Annotated in this window: 13 protein-coding genes; 10 read left to right on the plus strand and 3 right to left on the minus strand. The window is 71.6% G+C overall.

What is annotated here, in order from left to right:
* Positions 1 to 24: 24 nt before the first annotated feature.
* The 4 genes from ACIQ6Y_RS36010 to ACIQ6Y_RS36025 all read left to right on the plus strand — a co-directional run bounded on the left by ACIQ6Y_RS36010 (position 25) and on the right by ACIQ6Y_RS36025 (position 4,604).
* Complete coding sequence (locus tag ACIQ6Y_RS36010) at positions 25 to 582, plus strand: hypothetical protein (RefSeq protein WP_404046137.1); 558 nt, start codon at positions 25 to 27, stop codon at positions 580 to 582.
* Positions 583 to 762: 180 nt separating this feature from the next.
* Entirely contained in the window at positions 763 to 978 is a 216-nt protein-coding gene (locus ACIQ6Y_RS36015) for a hypothetical protein (RefSeq protein WP_404046140.1), read from the plus strand.
* Between the two features lie 89 nt (positions 979 to 1,067).
* The gene (locus ACIQ6Y_RS36020; RefSeq protein WP_404046143.1) at positions 1,068 to 4,331 is read left to right on the plus strand and encodes an AAA family ATPase; all 3,264 of its coding nucleotides are present in this window, start codon (positions 1,068 to 1,070) and stop codon (positions 4,329 to 4,331) included.
* Between the two features lie 48 nt (positions 4,332 to 4,379).
* Positions 4,380 to 4,604, plus strand: coding sequence for a DUF6191 domain-containing protein (locus ACIQ6Y_RS36025; RefSeq protein ID WP_404046146.1), 225 nt, complete (start codon positions 4,380 to 4,382; stop codon positions 4,602 to 4,604).
* On the opposite strand, the gene ACIQ6Y_RS36030 is transcribed toward ACIQ6Y_RS36025, so the two are convergent.
* Both ACIQ6Y_RS36030 and ACIQ6Y_RS36035 read right to left on the minus strand, forming a co-directional pair.
* Entirely contained in the window at positions 4,601 to 5,806 is a 1,206-nt protein-coding gene (locus tag ACIQ6Y_RS36030; RefSeq protein ID WP_404046148.1) for a PQQ-dependent sugar dehydrogenase, read from the minus strand. The two genes, ACIQ6Y_RS36025 and ACIQ6Y_RS36030, sit on opposite strands and share 4 nt — an antisense overlap.
* 351 nt (positions 5,807 to 6,157) lie before the next feature.
* A complete protein-coding gene (locus ACIQ6Y_RS36035; protein WP_404046151.1) occupies positions 6,158 to 7,156 on the minus strand; it encodes an aldo/keto reductase in 999 nt (332 codons plus the stop codon).
* A gap of 76 nt (positions 7,157 to 7,232) precedes the next feature.
* Here ACIQ6Y_RS36035 and ACIQ6Y_RS36040 point away from each other — a divergent pair, with 76 nt between their 5' ends.
* The 6 genes from ACIQ6Y_RS36040 to serA all read left to right on the plus strand — a co-directional run bounded on the left by ACIQ6Y_RS36040 (position 7,233) and on the right by serA (position 17,189).
* Positions 7,233 to 8,195: a 2-hydroxyacid dehydrogenase gene (locus ACIQ6Y_RS36040; protein ID WP_404046154.1), complete on the plus strand. Its 963-nt coding sequence runs from the start codon at positions 7,233 to 7,235 to the stop codon at positions 8,193 to 8,195.
* A 413-nt stretch (positions 8,196 to 8,608) separates the two neighbouring features.
* Positions 8,609 to 11,611, plus strand: a complete 3,003-nt coding sequence (locus ACIQ6Y_RS36045; RefSeq protein ID WP_404046156.1) for a putative bifunctional diguanylate cyclase/phosphodiesterase — start codon at positions 8,609 to 8,611, stop codon at positions 11,609 to 11,611.
* A gap of 241 nt (positions 11,612 to 11,852) precedes the next feature.
* Positions 11,853 to 13,700 carry an acetolactate synthase large subunit gene (locus tag ACIQ6Y_RS36050; RefSeq protein WP_404046158.1) on the plus strand — a complete coding sequence of 616 codons (1,848 nt, stop codon included), beginning with the start codon at positions 11,853 to 11,855 and terminating at the stop codon, positions 13,698 to 13,700.
* A 21-nt stretch (positions 13,701 to 13,721) separates the two neighbouring features.
* Positions 13,722 to 14,246, plus strand: a complete 525-nt coding sequence (gene ilvN / locus ACIQ6Y_RS36055) for an acetolactate synthase small subunit (protein WP_404046160.1) — start codon at positions 13,722 to 13,724, stop codon at positions 14,244 to 14,246.
* A 119-nt stretch (positions 14,247 to 14,365) separates the two neighbouring features.
* Positions 14,366 to 15,364 carry a ketol-acid reductoisomerase gene (ilvC, locus tag ACIQ6Y_RS36060; RefSeq protein WP_404046162.1) on the plus strand — a complete coding sequence of 333 codons (999 nt, stop codon included), beginning with the start codon at positions 14,366 to 14,368 and terminating at the stop codon, positions 15,362 to 15,364.
* 235 nt (positions 15,365 to 15,599) lie between these two features.
* A complete protein-coding gene (serA, locus tag ACIQ6Y_RS36065; protein WP_404046164.1) occupies positions 15,600 to 17,189 on the plus strand; it encodes a phosphoglycerate dehydrogenase in 1,590 nt (529 codons plus the stop codon).
* 115 nt (positions 17,190 to 17,304) lie between these two features.
* On the opposite strand, the gene ACIQ6Y_RS36070 is transcribed toward serA, so the two are convergent.
* Positions 17,305 to 18,834, minus strand: a complete 1,530-nt coding sequence (locus ACIQ6Y_RS36070; protein ID WP_404046167.1) for an MFS transporter — start codon at positions 18,832 to 18,834, stop codon at positions 17,305 to 17,307.
* Positions 18,835 to 18,899: the final 65 nt, after the last annotated feature.

Genomic DNA, 18,899 nt, shown 5'->3' on the forward strand with positions numbered 1-18,899 from the left:
GACTCCGTCCGTACGGTGCGGGGCATGGGAACGAAGACTGAGGACGAGACGGCCGAGACGGCCGAGACCACTGAGACCACCGAGACCGTGGCGGACACCGAGGCGCACGATGCCTCAGCTGAAGAGGCCGCGGAGGACGCCGAAGCCGAGGCCGTGGAGGATTCCGCCGACGAGAAGGCGGAGGAGGGTCCCTCCGGGGTCGGCCAGGGCGCCGGGGCCGTCGTCTCCGCCGCCCTCGGCCTGGTCTCCCTCACCGGCGGCTGGATCGGCACCGTCGCCTCCGCGCGCGAGTCGCTCATCGGCCAGCTGGAGACCTCGTCGTCCTCCAGCGTCGCCACCATGGTCAAGGAGGGCTACGGCGACGCCTGGCAGGCCAGCGCCCTGTGGGCCGGCCTGTTCGCGCTCGCCGCGCTGATCACCGGCGTGGTCGTGCTCGCCCGCCCCGCCTTCGGTGCCCCCGGCAGGCCGCAGGCGCCCTGGATCAAGTCGGTCTCCTGGGCGGGCCTCTCCCTCGGCGTCATCGGCCTGCTGCTGGCCGTGCTGAAGTACACGGACGTCCTGCTGGGCCTGCCCGCCGCATAAGTGCCTTAGACGCGGCCTGAGGCCCCTCAGACCTGTCTAAGGCCCCTCCCACCTCGGAAGATGCGGAACTCTCCCGATGTGGCGGACCCCCCTGGGAGACGAAGGTTGAGTCATCGCACAGAGCGATGCCGAACCGGGCTCCGGAAACACCGGAGACCGGGCCTTCACCAGGGAGACGAGATGTTCGAGTACGAGATCCAGCAGCTGCGTTCCGCCGAGCTGATCCGCCGGGCCGACCATGAGCGCCTGGCCCGGGAGGCGGTCCGCCAGGGCCGTGCCGCCCGCACCGAGGCCGAGCGCCGCGCGGCCGGTGCAGGACCGGCCGGCGTACGCCTCGACGAGGCGGAGTCGCATAGCCGCCGCCCGCGCCGGCTGCGTTCACCGCGCACCGCGTGAGCACGGCCGGCGGGCCTGCCGTCCGGACACGGGACCTGCCGGCCCCGGCCCTCCATGAAATGGGTGCACCGCACTTCGATCACCGTGCGATGCTCACCCTCGTGGAGACCAGGTCCGTCAGTCCCGTGTTCATCGGCCGCGCCCAGGAGTTGGACACGCTGAACGATGCGCTCGCCCGCGCCGCCGCGGGCGAGCCACAGGCGTTTGTCCTCGGCGGCGAGGCCGGGGTCGGAAAGACCCGCCTGGTGGAGGAGTTCACCGACGCCGCCGCCCGCGCGGGGGCCGTCGTCGCGCTCGGCGGCTGTGTGGAGATCGGCGCCGACGGACTGCCCTTCGCCCCGTTCTCCACCGCCCTGCGCGCCCTGCGCCGCGCCCTGCCGGACGAACTCGCCGCCGCGGCCGCCGGCCAGGAGGACGAACTCGCCCGGCTCCTGCCCGAGTTGGGCGACACCGGAGTCGGCCGGCACGACGAGGAGGGCACGGCCCGCCTCTTCGAACTCACCGCCCGCCTGCTGGAACGCGCATCCGCCGACCGCACGGTCGTCGTCGCCCTGGAGGACCTGCACTGGGCCGACACCTCCACCCGCCATCTCCTCGCCTACCTCTTCCGCACCCTGCGCACCGGCCGGCTCGTCGTCCTGGCCACCTACCGCTCCGACGACATCCACCGCCGCCATCCGCTGCGCCCCCTGCTCGCCGAACTCGACCGGCTGCGCACCGTACGCCGCCTGGAACTCAGCCGTTTCAGCCGCGAGGAGGTCGGCCGTCAGATCGCCGGCATCCTCGCCGCCGAACCCGACCCTGCGCAGGTCGAGGCGATCTTCGAACGCTCCGACGGCAACGCCTTCTTCGTCGAGGAACTCGCCGTCGCCGCCCAGGACGGCTGCTCCACCGGCCTCACCGACTCCCTGCGCGACCTGCTGCTGGTCCGCGTCGAGAGCCTGCCCGACGCCGCCCAGCAGGTCGCCCGGATCGTCGCCGAGGGCGGCTCCACCGTCGAGCACCGGCTCCTCGCGGCGGTCGCCCGGCTCCCCGAGGACGACCTCATCACCGCCCTGCGCGCCGCCGTGAACGCCGGCATCCTCACCCCCGCCCCGGACGGGGACGGCTACCGCTTCCGCCACTCCCTGGTCCGCGAGGCCGTCGCCGACGATCTGCTGCCCGGCGAACGCGCCCGCCTCAACCGCCGCTACGCCGAGGCCCTGGAGGCAGACCCCACGCTCGTCCCCGCCGGCGAACGCGTCACCCGTCTGGCCAGCTACTGGTACCACGCGCACGATGCCGCCAAGGCCCTGCCCGCCGTCCTCGACGCCTCCGCCTCCGCCCGCCGCCGCCACGCCTACGCCGAACAACTGCGGCTCCTGGAACGCGCCATGGAGCTGTGGGACAGCGCCCCCGAGGACACCCGCGCAGTCCTGCGGCTCGCCGACTACACCGAGGCCTACTGCGGCTGCGATCCCGCCACCGCCACCCTGCGCTACCTCGACCTGCTGGCCGAGGCCGCTGTCGCCGGGCGCCTGTGCGGGGAACGCGAACGCGCCCTGAAGATCACCAAGCGGGCGCTGAACCTGCTCGACGGTGACCGCGACGACGCCCTGCGCGCCGCCTGGTTCTGGACCCAGCGCTCCACGCTCGTGCAGTCCCTGGGTCGCGGCGACGGACACCACGAACTGACCACCGCCCAGGAACTCCTGCGCGGACTGCCCCCGTCCGAGGTCCACGCCGAGGTGCTCGGCAGCGTCGCCGGCTGGGCGATGCTCCACGAGCCCGGCCCCGAGGCCCTCGCCGCCGCCGAACGCGCCGTGGAGTACGCTCGGATGGTCGGCGCCCGCGAGATCGAACTGAACGCCCGCGTCACCCACGGCGGACTCCTGGTCGACGCCGGCCACGTCGACACCGGCCTCGACGAGATGGACCGCGTCAGGGAACAGGCCCTCCAGGAAGACGTCCCCTACGTCGCCGGCCGCGCCTACTCCAACCTGTCCCACGCCCTCGAATCCGTCGGCCGCTCCCGCGAGGCCGCCCCGCTGCTGGAGGAGGGCATCCGCTACACCCAGCGCTACGGCCTGCTGGTCGCCGAGGCGTGGACCTGGGCCAACCTCTCCGACACCCTGTACTCCGTCGGCCGCTGGGACGAGGCCGTCGAGGCTGCACAGAAGGCGGCCCGACGAGACCTCGGCTCCAAGCCCCTCGGCGCGGCCGCCATGTGCCTCGCCCAGATCTCCCTGGACCGCGGCGACCTGTCCGAGGCCGCGAGCCAACTGTCCTCGGCCCAGCGCTACTTCGGCTCCCACGACCGGATGCCGCAGCAGTGGCTGCCCCTGGCCCGTATCGCCGTCGGCGTCGCCGCCGCGGAGGGCCGGCTCCCGGACGCCCGCGCCGAACTCGCCCGTGCCCTGGACGCCGGCATCCCCCCGGGCACCCACCGCTACGCCTGGCCCCTGTTCCTGGACGCCGCCGTCGCCGAGGCCGACGCCCGAACCCTGCCCACCGCCCAGGACGGCCGCACCGAGGCCCTCGCCCGCATCCGCGAGGCCACCAGGACACTCACCACCGGCGCACCCGTCTGGCACGCCCACGACGCCTGGCTCCGCGCCGAACTCGCCCACGCCCAGGGCGAGGACACCCCCGACACCTGGACGGCCGTGGTCACCGCCTTCGAGCGCCTGGAACGCCCCTACGACCTCGCCCGCGTCCGCCACCGCCTCGCCGAGGCCCTCCTCACAGCGGGGACGGCCCCCACGGACGAATCCCGCCACACGCCGACGTACCAGGCCGGCCACACGCCGACCGACGACGCCAGCCGCACGCCGACCGACCGGGCCGGCCACGCGCCGACCGACCCGGCCCGCCACACCACCGGCGACGGCACCCGCGCCCGCACCACCGACACCAGCCCCCGCCCCGCCGACGACACCCACGACAGCGCCACCGACGCCATCCCCGCCCGCGCCACCGACGACGCCCGAGCCCGCGCCACCGAGCTGCTGCGTCTCTCCCTCGCCGCCGCCCGCCACCTCGGTGCCCGCCCGCTGGCGGACCGCGTCACCCGCCTCGCCCGGCGTGCCCGCCTCACCCTCGACCGCACCGCACCGGCGGCGCTCACTCCGGCCGACCCAGCCGAGGCGCTCGGGCTGACCAGCCGGGAGCGCGATGTGCTCCGCCTGGTCGCGGCCGGGCGCACCAACCGCCAGATAGCCGAGGAACTCTTCATTTCCCCGAAGACGGCCAGCGTCCACGTCTCCAACATCCTCGCCAAGCTCGGCGTCTCCGGCCGGGGTGAAGCGGCGGCACTGGCTCATCGGCTGGGACTGTTCGCTCCAGGAGCCGTGGATTCCCCGCCCGCGCGATGATGGAACGAGGTGAGCCACCCCGCCACCCGGCCCCGGAAAGGGAGAACGATGTTCAACGCCTTTGAGGAACTCTTCGCTCCGGGCCGCAAGCACACCCGTGACGAGCAGAAGCGGCTGGAGCTGAGCCGCGAGGACGTGGGGGACAACGACCCCGGGCGTGGGCCGATAGACCTGGCGTCCGGGAAGGTGGTCGTCCGGGCGCCTCAGCAGGCGGAAGAGGACCCTGGCCGGTCGGGTGAGGAGCGCTCCGAGAGGCCGCCGGAGCAGGTTTAGGTCACCTCCAGTTCCAGAATCCGGTCGTCTCCCTCCTCCGGGGAGCCCCGGCCGTCCGTCTCGCTCGTCACCAGCCACAGCTTGCCCCCGCCCGCGGAGACCACCGTGCGCAGCCGGCCGTACTCGCCCTCCAGGAAGGCCTGCGGATCGGCCGAAGCCGCCGTGCCCTTCAGCGGGATGCGCCACAGCCGCTCGCCGCGCAGGCCCGCCATCCAGATGGAGCCCTTGGCGTAGGCGATGCCGCTGGGGGAGGCCTCGGAGGTGCGCCACTGGGCTATCGGGTCGATGAAGTCGCCCTCGTCGGAGCGGCCTTCGGCGTCGGGCCAGCCGTAGTTGCCGCCCGGGGAGATCGCGTTCAGCTCGTCCCAGGTGTCCTGGCCGAATTCCGAGGCGAACAGCCGCTGCTTGGCGTCCCAGGCCAGGCCCTGCACATTGCGGTGGCCGAAGGAGTACACCGGGGAGTCGGGGAAGGGGTTGCCCGGCGCCGGCTCGCCCTCAGGGGTCAGCCGGAGGATCTTGCCGCCCAGGGAGTCCTTGTCCTGGGACAGGCCGGTGTTGCCGCTCTCGCCCGTGCCGACGTGCAGCATGCCGTCCGGGCCGAAGGCGATCCGGCCGCCGTTGTGGATGAAACCCTTGGGGATGCCCTTGAACACCGTGTCGGGAGCGCCCAGTTGCTCGCCCGACGGCTTGTCCGTGTCGTACAGCATCCGCACGATGCGGTTGTCCGACGCGGAGGTGAAGTACGCGTAGACCATGTGGTCCGAGGCGTAGTCCGGCGACAGGGCGATGCCCAGCAGGCCGCCCTCGCCCTCCGGGGACACCCCCGGTACCTCGCCCAGCTCGGTCTTGCGGCCGGTCTCCACGTCGACCCGCAGGATGGTGCCCTCGTCGCGCGAGGAGACCAGCAGATCGCCGTCCGGCAGCGGGGCCAGGCCCCAGGGGGAGTCCAGGCCCTCGGCCACCGTACGGACGACCTTCACCGAGCCCTTCGCGGGCGGGGCCTCCTCGGCCGTCCCGGAGGAGGGCGCCCCGGACGTCGTACCCCCGGACGCCGCGCTGCTCGGCCCGCCCGGCGGAGACCCTCCGCCGCCGTCCGAGGAGCAGCCGGCCGTCAGCAGAAGCGCGGCCGCGGCCAGCACGGCCGTCCCGACTCGACGTTGCACGATCTTGGTCCCTTCGACGCGGCGGCTACTACTTCTCATACACCGCTCGCGCCCCGCAGGTTCCCGATCCGCGCGATCGGCTTCGCCGGCGAGCCATGACCCGTCGGCCGGGGGCGCGCGGTCCCGTCAGCCCCAGGAATCCCGGCCTGTGGCACGCGGTCCCGTCAGCCCCAGGATTCCCGGCTCGTGGCGCGCGGTCCCGTCAGCCCCAGGATTCCCGGCCCGTGGCACGCGATCCCGTCAGCCCCAAGATCCTCGGCCCGTGGCACGCGATCTCATCCGTCCCGGATCCCAGGCCCGTGCCGCGCGAATCCCGTCAGTCCCAGACCCCGGACCCATGGCGCGCGATCCCGCCAGTCCCGGACCCCGGACCCATGGCGCCCGATCCCGTCAGTCCCAGGATCCCCGCGCCTGAGGCACCCCCGCCAGTTCGGCCAGGTCCCCCTCCGTCAGCCGTAGCCCCGCCGCCCCCGCGTTCTCCACGACCCAGCGCTCCTGCTTGGCCCCGGGCACCGGCACCACGTGCGGGCCCTGGGCCAGCACCCAGGCGAGGGCCACCTGCGCGGGCGTCACCCCCTCGCCATGCCGGGACGCGACCCGGCGCAGACCGGCGACGATCGGCTGGTTGGCGGCCATCATCTCGGCGGTGAAGCGGGGGTGCCGGGCCCGCATGTCGTCCGGCTCGAAACCCTGGCCAGGGGTGAGTCTGCCGGTGAGGAAGCCGTTGCCGAGGGGCATCGCCGCGAGGAAGCCGACGCCGCGGGCCACGCACCAGGGCAGCAGGGTGCGCAGCGCCTCCGGCGACCACAGGGACAGCTCCGCCTGCACGGCGCTCACCGGGAAGACCTGCTGGACGCGCTGAAGTTGCCGGATCGTCGCGTCGTACAGGCGGGCCCCCGAGCGGCGGCTGCCCCGCACGCCGACCGCGCACAGCCCCAACGCCCTCACCTTGCCCGCCTGAACGAGCTCCGCCATCGCACCCCAGGTCTCCTCCACCGGCACCTCGGGGTCGGCGCGGTGCAGTTGGTAGAGGTCGATGACGTCCGTCTGGAGGCGTCGCAGCGACGCGTCGCAGGCCCGCTTCACATAGCCGGGGCGGCCGTTGGCGACGATGTGCTGTTCGCCGACCAGCAGCCCGACCTTGGTCGACACGAAGGCGTCCGCACGCCGCTCCTTCAACACCCGCCCCAGGAGCAGCTCGTTGGTGAACGGCCCGTACATGTCGGCGGTGTCCAGCAGCGTCGAGCCGGTGTCGAGCGCGCTGTGCACCGCCCTGACAGACTCCTCGCCCCGCTGCCGTGACGTGCTGTAGGCCCAGCTCATCGGCATGCACCCGAGCCCGACGGCCCCCACCGAGAGTGCCCCCGCGCCGATCGTCCTGCGCTCCACGTGGTCGTGACCCTCCCTTTCTTGGCACCCCAACCTAACCTCTGCGCCCGAGGATCCCTGGCATAGCCTCCTGACCATGACTTCCGATGTGTGGCTGCCGATCCCGCCGGACGAGATCGAGGGCCTTCCCGAGGGCCTGACCTACCGCTTCTGGGACGGCGGCGAGGACGGGGACCAGGAGTTCCCCGCCGACCCCGCGGACTGTGCCGTCTACGTCGTGCCGTACATGAAGCGGTACCCGGTGAAGGTGCGGCCGCTCGCGCAGATGCCGAACCTCCGTCTGGTGCAGACGTTGACCGCGGGCGTGGACGACGTCCTGTCCCGCCTGGACGTTCTCGCCCCGGGCGTACAGCTCTGCAACGCGCGCGGGGTGCACGAGGCGAGCACCGCCGAGCTGGCGCTCACCCTCACCCTGGCGTCCCTGCGCGGCATCCCCTCCTTCGTGCGCGCGCAGGAACGCGAGCACTGGCAGGGCACGTTCCACCCGTCGCTCGCCGACAAGAGCGTGCTGATCGTCGGCTACGGGGCGATCGGCTCGGCCATCGAGGACCGGCTCGTGCCCTTCGAGCTCGCGCGGGTCGCGCGGGTCGCACGCTCGGCGCGCACCACGGAGCGCGGCCCCGTGCACCCGATCGCCGATCTGCCCGCCCTGCTGCCCGAGGCGGACGTCGTCATCCTGTCCACACCGCTGAACGACAGCACGCGCGGCCTGGTGGACAAGGACTTCCTGGCCCGGATGAAGGACGGTGCCCTGCTGGTGAACGTCGCGCGCGGGGCCGTCGTGGACACCGGCGCCCTCCTCGCCGAACTGGAGAGCGGCCGTATCACCGCCGCCCTGGACGTCGTCGACCCCGAGCCGCTGCCGCCGGGCCACCCGCTGTGGCGTGCGCCCGGGGTGCTCATCAGCCCGCACGTCGGCGGTCCCACGTCCGCGTTCCTGCCGCGCGCCAAGCGGCTCCTGGTAGGGCAGTTGCGCCGTTTTGTGAACCGGGAGCCGCTGGCGAACGTGATCCTTACGACGAGTGCGACCGGCGTGTGATCCGGTTCGGGCACCCTCCGCAGTCCTGCGGATGCGGGCGGTGCTCGCGTTACCCCTGGTCGTCACAGAGCGTAGAGAAGCTATGTCCCTGAGTGACGAGACTGGTGTATCGTCCCGACAGGGGCTGCGCCGCGCACGATCGGCGCCGGGGACGGACATTTCAGACTGTGAGGGGGGCGACGGGCGATGCACGGCCTATGGACAAGCGATCCGACGCGGCGAGGCCGCCGGCGGCGACCCTGGCGTGCGGCCGCGCACGAACGCGGCTGCCACGGCAGTCACGGCCACCACAGCAGCAACAGCGGTCACGGCAGCGGAAACAGCCACCGCAGGCACAGCGGCCGCAGGAGGCAGACGCATTCCGCGCACCGGACGCCGAGGGGCGCGGGGGCGGCACGGACCGGGAGCGACCGGTGAGTTCGCCGCCCCCCACGACCACCCTCGACGGAGCGCTGCGTGGCCGGCCGGCACCGGCGTCGGCGCCCCAACGGCCGCCGGTCGGCGGCGGGGTGCGCCCCGGCCGCCAGCTCGGCCTGGCCCTGGTGTGCGCGGGATACGCCGTCGGTTCCGCGCTCGGCTGGGGATCCGAACAAGCCGCCCTGGTGATGGGCGACTTCGGGTTGAGCGCCGCGGCGGGCACCGCGGCCGTCTCCTGTTTCCTCTACGCCCGTAGCCAGCGGGTCCGCTTTCGGCCCGCCTGGCTGCTGTTCGCCCTCTCCTCGGCGATGGCGTCCCTGGGCAACCTGATCTGGGGCTGGTACGAGGTCGTCCTGGCCCGCCCCGTGCCCAGCCCGAGCTACGCCGACCTGTTCTTCCTGTGCTTCGCGCCCCCGGCCATCGTCGGCCTGCTGGTGCTCGCCAAACGGCCGGTCACGAAGGCCGGTTGGATCTGTCTGGCGCTGGACGCGTGGCTGATCGCCGGCTCGCTGCTCACCCTGTCGTGGAGCCTGGCGCTCGCGCAGACGGCGAGGGCCGACGACACCAGCGTGCCGCACACCGCGCTCTCGCTCGCCTACCCGCTGCTCGACATCGCGCTGGTGAGCATGGTGCTCGCGCTGCACTTCCGGCGCTCCGGCGCGCACCGCTCCGCGATCAACACCGCGATCGGCGCCCTCGCCCTGACCGTGATGTGCGACGCGCTGTTCACCTCACCGCTGCTGCACAACAACTACCGCTCCGGCCAGCTGCTGGACGCGGGCTGGTTCGCGGGCTCCCTGCTGCTGGCGTACGCCCCCTGGGCCGCGTCCCGGCCGGGACTGCCCGACGAGGAGCCGCACACGCGCGTGGTCCACGAGCACCTGCCCGGACAGCGCGGCGGCACCCACCATCACCACCGCACCCCGCACGAACCCGGCCGCTACGTCGCGGCCCGGCCCATCACCGGCTCACTGGCGGCCCTGACCCCGTATCTCGCCGCGGCCGTGTGCACCCTCGGCATCCTCTACAACGTCCTGCACGGCCGCAGCGTCGACCGCTTCGTGCTGCTCACCGCGGGCACCGTCGTGCTCGCCCTCGTGGTGCGCCAGGGCATCATGCTGCTCGACAACATCACCCTCACCCAGGAGCTGGCGCAGAAGGAGAACCACTTCCGCTCCCTGGTGCAGGGCTCCAGCGACGTCATCATGATCGCCGCGCCCAACGGCGTCCTGCGGTACGTCTCCCCGGCCGCGGCCGGGGTCTACGGACGCCCCGCCGAGGACCTGGTGGGCAGCGAACTGGCGGAGCTGATCCACCCGGAGGACCTGGGCTGCGTGGTGCACGAGGTGCGCCGCTTCCTCGCCGCCAGCCCGGCCGACGAACCCACCACCCGCATCGAGTGCCGCTTCAGGTCCGGCGACGGCGGCTGGCTGAACGTGGAGTCCACGGTCAACCGCCACCACGGCGGACTGATCTTCAACAGCCGGGACGTGACCGAAAGAGTGCGCCTGCAGGCGCAGCTCCAGCACAACGCCGAGCACGACCCGCTCACCGACCTGCCCAACCGCGCCCTGTTCACCCGGCGCGTGCAGCAGGCCCTGTCCGGCCGCCGCTCCACCGACCGCGGTACGGCCGTGCTGTTCATCGACCTCGACGGCTTCAAGGCGGTCAACGACACCATCGGGCACCAGGCCGGCGACGAACTCCTCGTCCAGGCCGCGCGCCGCCTCCAGGAGGCGGTCCGCCAGTCCGACACCGCGGCGCGGCTGGGCGGCGACGAGTTCGCGGCCCTGATCGTCGGGGACGGCGGCCGCGACCGGGTGGCCCGCGAACGGCACATCCTGGAGCTCGCCGACCGCCTCAGGCTCACGCTGTCGCAGCCGTACACGATCGACGGCAACGATGTCCGTGTGGCCGCCTCCATCGGGGTCTCCTTCGCCGAGCCCGGCCTCGGCGCGGGCGAGCTGCTGCGCAACGCCGACCTCGCGATGTACCGGGCCAAATCGGCCGGCAAGGGCCGGGTCGAGCTGTACAAGCCGCAGATGCAGCAGGACGTCGTACGCAAGGCGGAACTGGCGACGAGACTGCGGTCCGCGCTGCACGACGGCGAGTTCACCCTGCTGCACCAGCCGGTGGTGTGCCTGGAGGACGGCCGGATCACCTCGGTCGCGGCGCAGGCGCGCTGGCGGTCCTCGCAAGGGGTGCTGTTCACGCCCGCGGAGTTCCTGCGGGTGGCCGAGGACAGCGAGAAGACCGCCGAGCTGGGCCGGTGGGTGCTCCAGGAGGCCGTCGAGCAGGCCGCCGAGCGCGCCGCGACCGGCCTCGCCGTGCCGGTCGTCGTCCGGATGAGCGCCCGCCGGCTGCTGGACCGCTCCCTGCCGCTCGGCTCGGTCGAGGCGCTGCTGACCCGGCACGGGCTGCCCTCGGGCGCGCTGGTGATCGAACTGTCCGACCCCGACCCCAGAGTCGCCCTGGACGAGCTGGAGCGGCGCCTGAGCGCCCTCAGACGGCTCGGTGTGCGGGTCGCGCTCGACGGGTTCAGCAATGGATTCGCGGCGATCACCGCCCTTCGGCGGCTGCCCGTCGACATACTGAAGCTGGACCGCAGTCTCGTCGAGGGTGTCGTCGAGTCCGCGCGGCTGCACAAGATCACCGGCGGGCTGCTGCGCATCGCGGGTGATCTCGGGCTTCAGTCGGTCGCCGACGGGGTGGACCTGCCGGAACAGGTCGTCGCCCTGCGCGCGATGGGCTGTACGCACGGACAGGGCATGGCCTTCTCCGGGGCGCTGGACGAGTACCGGCTGCGCCGGGCGCTCACTTCCGGCCATTACCCGGTGCCGCACGGCCCGGCCGAACCCGTGTTCGCGGGCGGGGTCGGCCGCGGCTACGAGGGCGTGACCACCGGCGTGAGCTCGGGAGTGACCTCGGGCGTGACCACCATCTTCGGTGGCGGGACGGCCCTGCGCTCACATAATGAGACTCCCGTCCCACCCACTTGACAGTAGGTGCGCGCCGGGGGGAGGGTCAGTGCCATGCGCACCCGAATTCTCGTACTTGGAAAGCGCGTCGGCTGAAGCTGGTGACGTCCGGACCGACCCGGACTCCCGGCAGACCCACCCGGCGCGCTCCCCTCGCTTGCCTTATGGCACGAGGGGTTTTTTGTTGCACAGGACGCCCTGTACAACAGCCGCAAGTCGCACGAACCTCGCAAAAACCCTCAGCATCGAGAAGAGAATGCCGATGACCGAGCAGGCCACCGGGGCCCACCATCCGCAGCCGCGGCCCCGATCCGGAGGACAGCAGTCCGCCCCCGAGCACGTCACGGGTGCGCAGTCCCTCATCCGCTCTCTCGAGGAGGTCGGCGCCGACACGGTATTCGGCATTCCCGGCGGTGCGATCCTTCCCGCGTACGACCCGCTGATGGACTCGACCCGGGTGCGCCACGTCCTGGTCCGTCACGAGCAGGGCGCCGGCCACGCGGCCACCGGCTACGCGCAGGCCACCGGCAAGGTCGGTGTCTGCATGGCCACCTCGGGCCCCGGCGCGACCAACCTGGTCACCCCGATCGCGGACGCCCACATGGACTCGGTGCCGCTCGTGGCGATCACCGGGCAGGTGGCCTCCAAGGCGATCGGCACGGACGCCTTCCAGGAGGCGGACATCGTCGGCATCACCATGCCGATCACCAAGCACAACTTCCTGGTCACCAAGGCCGAGGACATCCCGCGGATCATCGCGCAGGCCTTCCACATCGCCTCCACCGGCCGCCCCGGCCCGGTCCTGGTCGACATCGCCAAGGACGCCCTCCAGGCGAAGACCACCTTCTCCTGGCCGCCCACCATGGACCTGCCCGGCTACCGCCCGGTGACCAAGCCGCACGCCAAGCAGATCCGCGAGGCCGCCAAGCTGATCACCGCCGCCAAGCGGCCCGTCCTCTACGTCGGCGGCGGCGTCCTCAAGGCGCAGGCCACCGCCGAGCTGAAGGTCCTCGCCGAACTCACCGGAGCGCCCGTCACCACCACCCTGATGGCGCTCGGCGCATTCCCCGACAGCCACCCGCTGCACGTGGGAATGCCGGGCATGCACGGTGCGGTCACCGCCGTCACCGCGCTGCAGAAGGCCGACCTGATCGTCGCCCTCGGAGCCCGCTTCGACGACCGCGTCACCGGCAAGCTGGACAGCTTCGCCCCGTACGCCAAGATCGTCCACGCCGACATCGACCCGGCGGAGATCGGCAAGAACCGCGCCGCCGACGTGCCGATCGTCGGTGACGCCCGCGAGGTCATCGCCGACCTGATCCAGGCCGTGCAGAAGGAGCACAGCGACGGCAACAAGGGCGACTACAGCGCCTGGTGGAAGGACCTCTCCCGCTGGCGCGACACCTACCCGCTCGGCTACGACCAGCCCGACGACGGCTCGCTGTCGCCGCAAGCGGTCATCGAGCGGATCGGCCAACTCGCCCCGGAGGGCACGATCTTCGCGGCGGGCGTCGGCCAGCACCAGATGTGGGCCGCGCACTTCATCCAGTACGACAAGCCCGCCACCTGGCTCAACTCCGGCGGCGCCGGGACGATGGGCTACGCCGTCCCGGCCGCCATGGGCGCCAAGGCTGGCGCGCCGGAGCAGACCGTCTGGGCGATCGACGGCGACGGCTGCTTCCAGATGACCAATCAGGAGCTCACCACCTGCGCCCTGAACAACATCCCGATCAAGGTCGCCGTCATCAACAACGGCGCCCTCGGGATGGTCCGCCAGTGGCAGACGCTGTTCTACAACCAGCGCTACTCCAACACCGTCCTGCACTCCGGCCCGGAGGACGTCAACCCCGACGCCCGCGGCACCCGCGTCCCCGACTTCGTGAAGCTGTCGGAGGCCATGGGCTGCTACGCGATCCGCTGCGAGCGCCCGGAGGACCTGGACAAGGTCATCGAGGAGGCGAACTCGATCAACGACCGCCCGGTCGTCATCGACTTCATCGTCCACGAGGACGCCATGGTGTGGCCGATGGTCGCCGCCGGAACCTCCAACGACGAGATCATGGCCGCCCGGGACGTTCGCCCCGACTTCGGCGACAACGAAGACGACTGAGCGAGAGAGACGTAAAAGATCATGTCCAAGCACACGCTCTCCGTGCTGGTGGAGAACACCCCAGGCATCCTGGCCAGGATCGCCGCCCTGTTCTCCCGCCGCGGCTTCAACATCGACTCCCTCGCGGTCGGCGTCACCGAGCACCCCGACATCTCCCGCATCACCATCGTGGTGAACGTCGAGGACCTGCCGCTCGAACAGGTGACCAAGCAGCTCAACAAGCTCGTCAACGTGCTGAAGATCGTTGAACTCGAGCCCGCGCAGGCCGTTCAGCGCGAACTCGTTCTGGTGAAGGTGCGCGCCGACAACGAGACGCGCTCGCAGATCGTCGAGATCGTCCAGCTGTTCCGCGCCAAGACCGTCGACGTCGCCCCGGAGGCCGTCACCATCGAGGCCACCGGGTCCAGCGACAAGCTGTCCGCCATGCTGAAGATGCTGGAGCCCTTCGGCATCAAGGAGCTGGTCCAGTCCGGCACGATCGCGATCGGCCGCGGCTCCCGCTCGATCACGGACCGGTCGCTGCGCGCACTCGACCGGTCGGCGTAAGCAACGGAACCGGGCGGCCGGCGACACGCGGCCGCCCGTATACCGAGACCCCGAAACTTCCCTTCCCCTCGCCGTCATACGGTGGGACGCAACACCTGCACCCAAGGAGAGAACCCAAAGTGGCCGAGCTGTTCTACGACGCCGACGCCGACCTGTCCATCATCCAGGGCCGCAAGGTCGCGGTCATCGGGTACGGCTCCCAGGGCCACGCCCACGCCCTGTCGCTGCGCGACTCCGGTGTCGACGTGCGGGTCGGTCTGCACGAGGGCTCCAAGTCCAAGGCCAAGGCCGAGGAGCAGGGCCTGCGCGTGGTGACCCCCGCCGAGGCCGCCGCCGAGGCCGACGTCATCATGATCCTCATCCCGGACCCGATCCAGGCCCAGGTGTACGAGGAGTCCATCGCCCCGAACCTGAAGGACGGCAAGGCGCTGTTCTTCGCCCACGGCTTCAACATCCGCTTCGGCTTCATCAAGCCCCCGGCCGGCGTGGACGTCGCCCTGGTCGCCCCGAAGGGCCCGGGCCACCTGGTCCGCCGCCAGTACGAGGAGGGCCGCGGCGTCCCCGCGATCGCCGCGGTGGAGCAGGACGCCACCGGCAACGCCTTCGCGCTGGCCCTGTCGTACGCCAAGGCCATCGGCGGCACCCGTGCCGGTGTCATCAAGACGACCTTCACCGAGGAGACCGAGACCGACCTGTTCGGTGAGCAGGCCGTGCTGTGCGGCGGCACCTCCGCCCTGGTCAAGGCCGGCTTCGAGACCCTGGTCGAGGCGGGCTACCAGCCGGAGATCGCCTACTTCGAGTGCCTGCACGAGCTGAAGCTGATCGTCGACCTCATGTACGAGGGCGGCCTGGAGAAGATGCGCTGGTCCGTCTCCGAGACGGCCGAGTGGGGCGACTACGTCACCGGCCCGCGCATCATCACCGACGCCACCAAGGCCGAGATGAAGCAGGTCCTCGCCGAGATCCAGGACGGCACGTTCGCCCAGAACTGGATGGACGAGTACCACGGCGGTCTGAAGAAGTACAACGAGTACAAGGACCAGGACTCCGAGCACCTGCTGGAGACCACCGGCAAGCAGCTGCGCAAGCTGATGAGCTGGGTGAACGAGGAGGCCTAAAGCCTCCTGACGGCGGGGCCGGAGCAGTCGCTCCGGCCCCGTTGTCCAACCCGTCCAGCCACGGACGGGTGATCCTTCCGTAGAGGCGAAGAACGCACGGCGTGGCGCCACTACACTTCTGAGGAACATACGCGTTCAGGCCCACAGCGTCGTGCGTCTTCCACGCGGCTAGCCCCTCCACCGCCTGCGGCCGTCGGGACGGCCGTCCGCATGCATTGGACTTGTGAGGACTCACGTGAGCTCGAAACCTGTCGTACTCATCGCTGAAGAGCTGTCGCCCGCGACCGTCGACGCACTCGGACCCGACTTCGAGATCCGGCACTGCAACGGCGCCGACCGCGCCGAGCTGCTGCCCGCCATCGCCGATGTCGACGCGATCCTGATCCGCTCGGCCACCAAGGTCGACGCCGAGGCGATCGCCGCCGCGAACAAGCTGAAGGTCGTCGCACGAGCCGGTGTCGGCCTGGACAACGTCGACGTCTCCGCCGCCACCAAGGCCGGCGTGATGGTCGTCAACGCCCCGACCTCCAACATCGTCACCGCCGCCGAGCTGGCCTGCGGTCTGCTGCTGGCCACCGCGCGCCACATCCCGCAGGCCAACACCGCGCTGAAGAACGGCGAGTGGAAGCGCAGCAAGTACACGGGCGTCGAGCTCGCCGAGAAGACCCTGGGTGTCGTCGGCCTCGGCCGCATCGGCGCGCTGGTCGCCCAGCGCATGTCGGCGTTCGGTATGAAGGTCGTCGCCTACGACCCGTACGTGCAGCCTGCGCGCGCCGCGCAGATGGGCGTGAAGGTCCTCTCCCTCGACGAGCTGCTCGAGGTCTCGGACTTCATCACCGTCCACCTGCCCAAGACCCCCGAGACCCTCGGTCTCATCGGTGACGAGGCGCTGCACAAGGTCAAGCCGAGCGTGCGGATCGTCAACGCCGCGCGCGGTGGGATCGTCGACGAGGCGGCGCTGTTCTCGGCGCTGAAGGAGGGCCGGGTCGCCGGTGCCGGCCTCGACGTGTACGCGAAGGAGCCCTGCACGGACTCCCCGCTCTTCGAGCTCGACCAGGTCGTCTGCACCCCGCACCTCGGTGCCTCCACCGACGAGGCGCAGGAGAAGGCCGGCATCGCCGTCGCCCGCTCGGTGCGTCTCGCGCTCGCCGGTGAGCTGGTCCCGGACGCGGTGAACGTCCAGGGCGGTGTCATCGCCGAGGACGTCAAGCCGGGCCTGCCGCTCGCCGAGCGCCTCGGCCGTATCTTCACCGCCCTCGCGGGCGAGGTGGCCGTCCGCCTCGACGTCGAGGTCTACGGCGAGATCACGCAGTACGACGTGAAGGTGCTGGAGCTGTCCGCGCTCAAGGGCGTCTTCGAGGACGTCGTCGACGAGACGGTCTCCTACGTCAACGCCCCGCTGTTCGCGCAGGAGCGCGGTGTCGAGGTGCGCCTGACGACCAGCTCGGAGTCCCCGGACCACCGCAACGTCGTCACCGTGCGCGGCACCCTCGGCACCGGCGAGGAGGTGTCGGTGTCCGGCACGCTGGCCGGCCCGAAGCACCTGCAGAAGATCGTCGCCGTCGGCGACTACGACGTGGACCTGGCGCTCGCCGACCACATGGTCGTCCTGCGCTACGAGGACCGTCCCGGTGTCGTCGGCACCGTCGGCCGCATCCTCGGTGAGGCGGGCATCAACATCGCCGGCATGCAGGTCGCCCGCGCGGCCGTCGGCGGCGAGGCCCTCGCCGTGCTGACCGTCGACGACACGGTGCCCTCCGGGGTGCTGGCGGAGCTGGCCACGGAGATCGGCGCCACGTCGGCCCGCTCGGTCAACCTGGTCTGACGGCACTGGGGGCTCCGCCCCCAGACCCCCGGCCCCCCGAAAGTCGGCCAAGAGGTGAGCGCAGAACGCCGGTCGGGCTGAGAGTCTCTCTCAGCCCGACCGGCGTTTTCGTGTCTCAGACCGTGACCGTCTCGCGGTCCTCCGCCGGAGCCTCCCGCACGGAGATCCCGCGCAGCGACACCGCCGCCAGCCCCGCGGCGGCGATCAGCAGTACCACCGCCGCGATCGACGCGGCCTGCATCCCGCTGGTGAAGGCCTCCCGGGCGGCGGTCGCCAGCCCCGGGACCCGGTCGGCGACGGCCAGCGCCCCGCCCAGGGTCTCGCGGGCGACGTCCGGTGCCGAGTCGGGCATCTCGGAGCGGTAGACCGCGGTGCCGACGGAACCGAGCACCGCCATACCGAGGGCGCCGCCGAACTCCGCGCCCGTCTCCATCAGCGAGGAGGCGGCACCCGCCCGCTCCACCGGGGCCGCGCCCAGGGCGAGGTCGGTGATCTGGGCCATCACGGTGACGATCCCGACGGCGAGCACCCCGCACGCCGTGAGCACCAGCGGCATCGAGTCCGTGCCGGCGAAGGTCAGCAGCCCGTAGCCGCCCGCGCCGATCGCGAAGCCCGCCGTCACCACGTAGGCGCGATCGACGCCCTTCTGCACCAGCATGGTGGCCACGGGTGCGGCCGCGCCGATCGGCACCGACGGCAGCAGCGCCCACAGGGCCGCCTCCAGCGCGCTCTTGTCGAGCACCGACTGCAGGTACTGCGTGGTGAAGAACGCCGAGCCCATCATCGCGAACGTGGACAGCAGGTTCAGGACGACGGACGGCGCGAAGCCGCGGTTGCGGAAGAGGGCCAGGTCGATCATGGGTGAGGCCGTGGTGCGCAGCCGGTGGACGAAGAGCGCGGCGAACAGCAGGCCGACCGTGATCGAGACGACGTAGCGGACGGACCAGCCCTCGGCCGCGATCTCCTTCAGGCCGTAGATCACGGGCAGCACCGCGGCCATGGACAGCGGGATGCTCAGCCAGTCGAAGCGGCCGGGCGCGGGGTCCTTGGACTCCGGCAGCAGGACCGGGCCGAGGATCAGCAGCAGCACCATCGCGGGCAGGTTGACCAGGAACACCGAGCCCCACCAGAAGTACTCCACCAGCACGCCGCTCATCACCGAGCCGAGGGCGATGCCGCCGGTCATCACGCCGGACCACACCCCGATGGCCTTGGCGCGCTGGCCGGGGTCGGTGAACATCGTGCGCAGCAGGGCCATCGTCGACGGCATCAGGGTCGCGCCGCCGATGCCGAGGACCGCGCGGGCCGCGATCAGCGTCTCGGCGCTGTTGGAGTACGCCGCCACCAGGGAGGCCGTGCCGAAGGCGGCCGCGCCCATCAGGAGCAGCCGGCGGCGGCCGATGCGGTCACCGAGCGAGCCCATCGTCATCAGCAGGCCGGCCAGGACGAACCCGTAGATGTCGAAGATCCACAGCTGCTGGGTGGCGGTGGGCTCCAGGTCCGCGCCGATCGCCGGGATCGCGAAGTAGAGGACGGAGACGTCCATCGAGACCAGCAGCAGCGGGAGCATCAGCACGGCCAGGGCGGTCCATTCGCGCCGCCCGGCACGGGAGTTGAGAGGAGACGTGTTCATCGGGTTCGTCATGCGAAGCAATGTACATGCGTCATAAACGGCTGTCTAGAACGAATGTATAAGTCATGCGTATGGGA

The sequence above is a fragment of the Streptomyces sp. NPDC096205 genome (assembly GCF_044763135.1).
GTDB lineage: Bacteria > Actinomycetota > Actinomycetes > Streptomycetales > Streptomycetaceae > Streptomyces.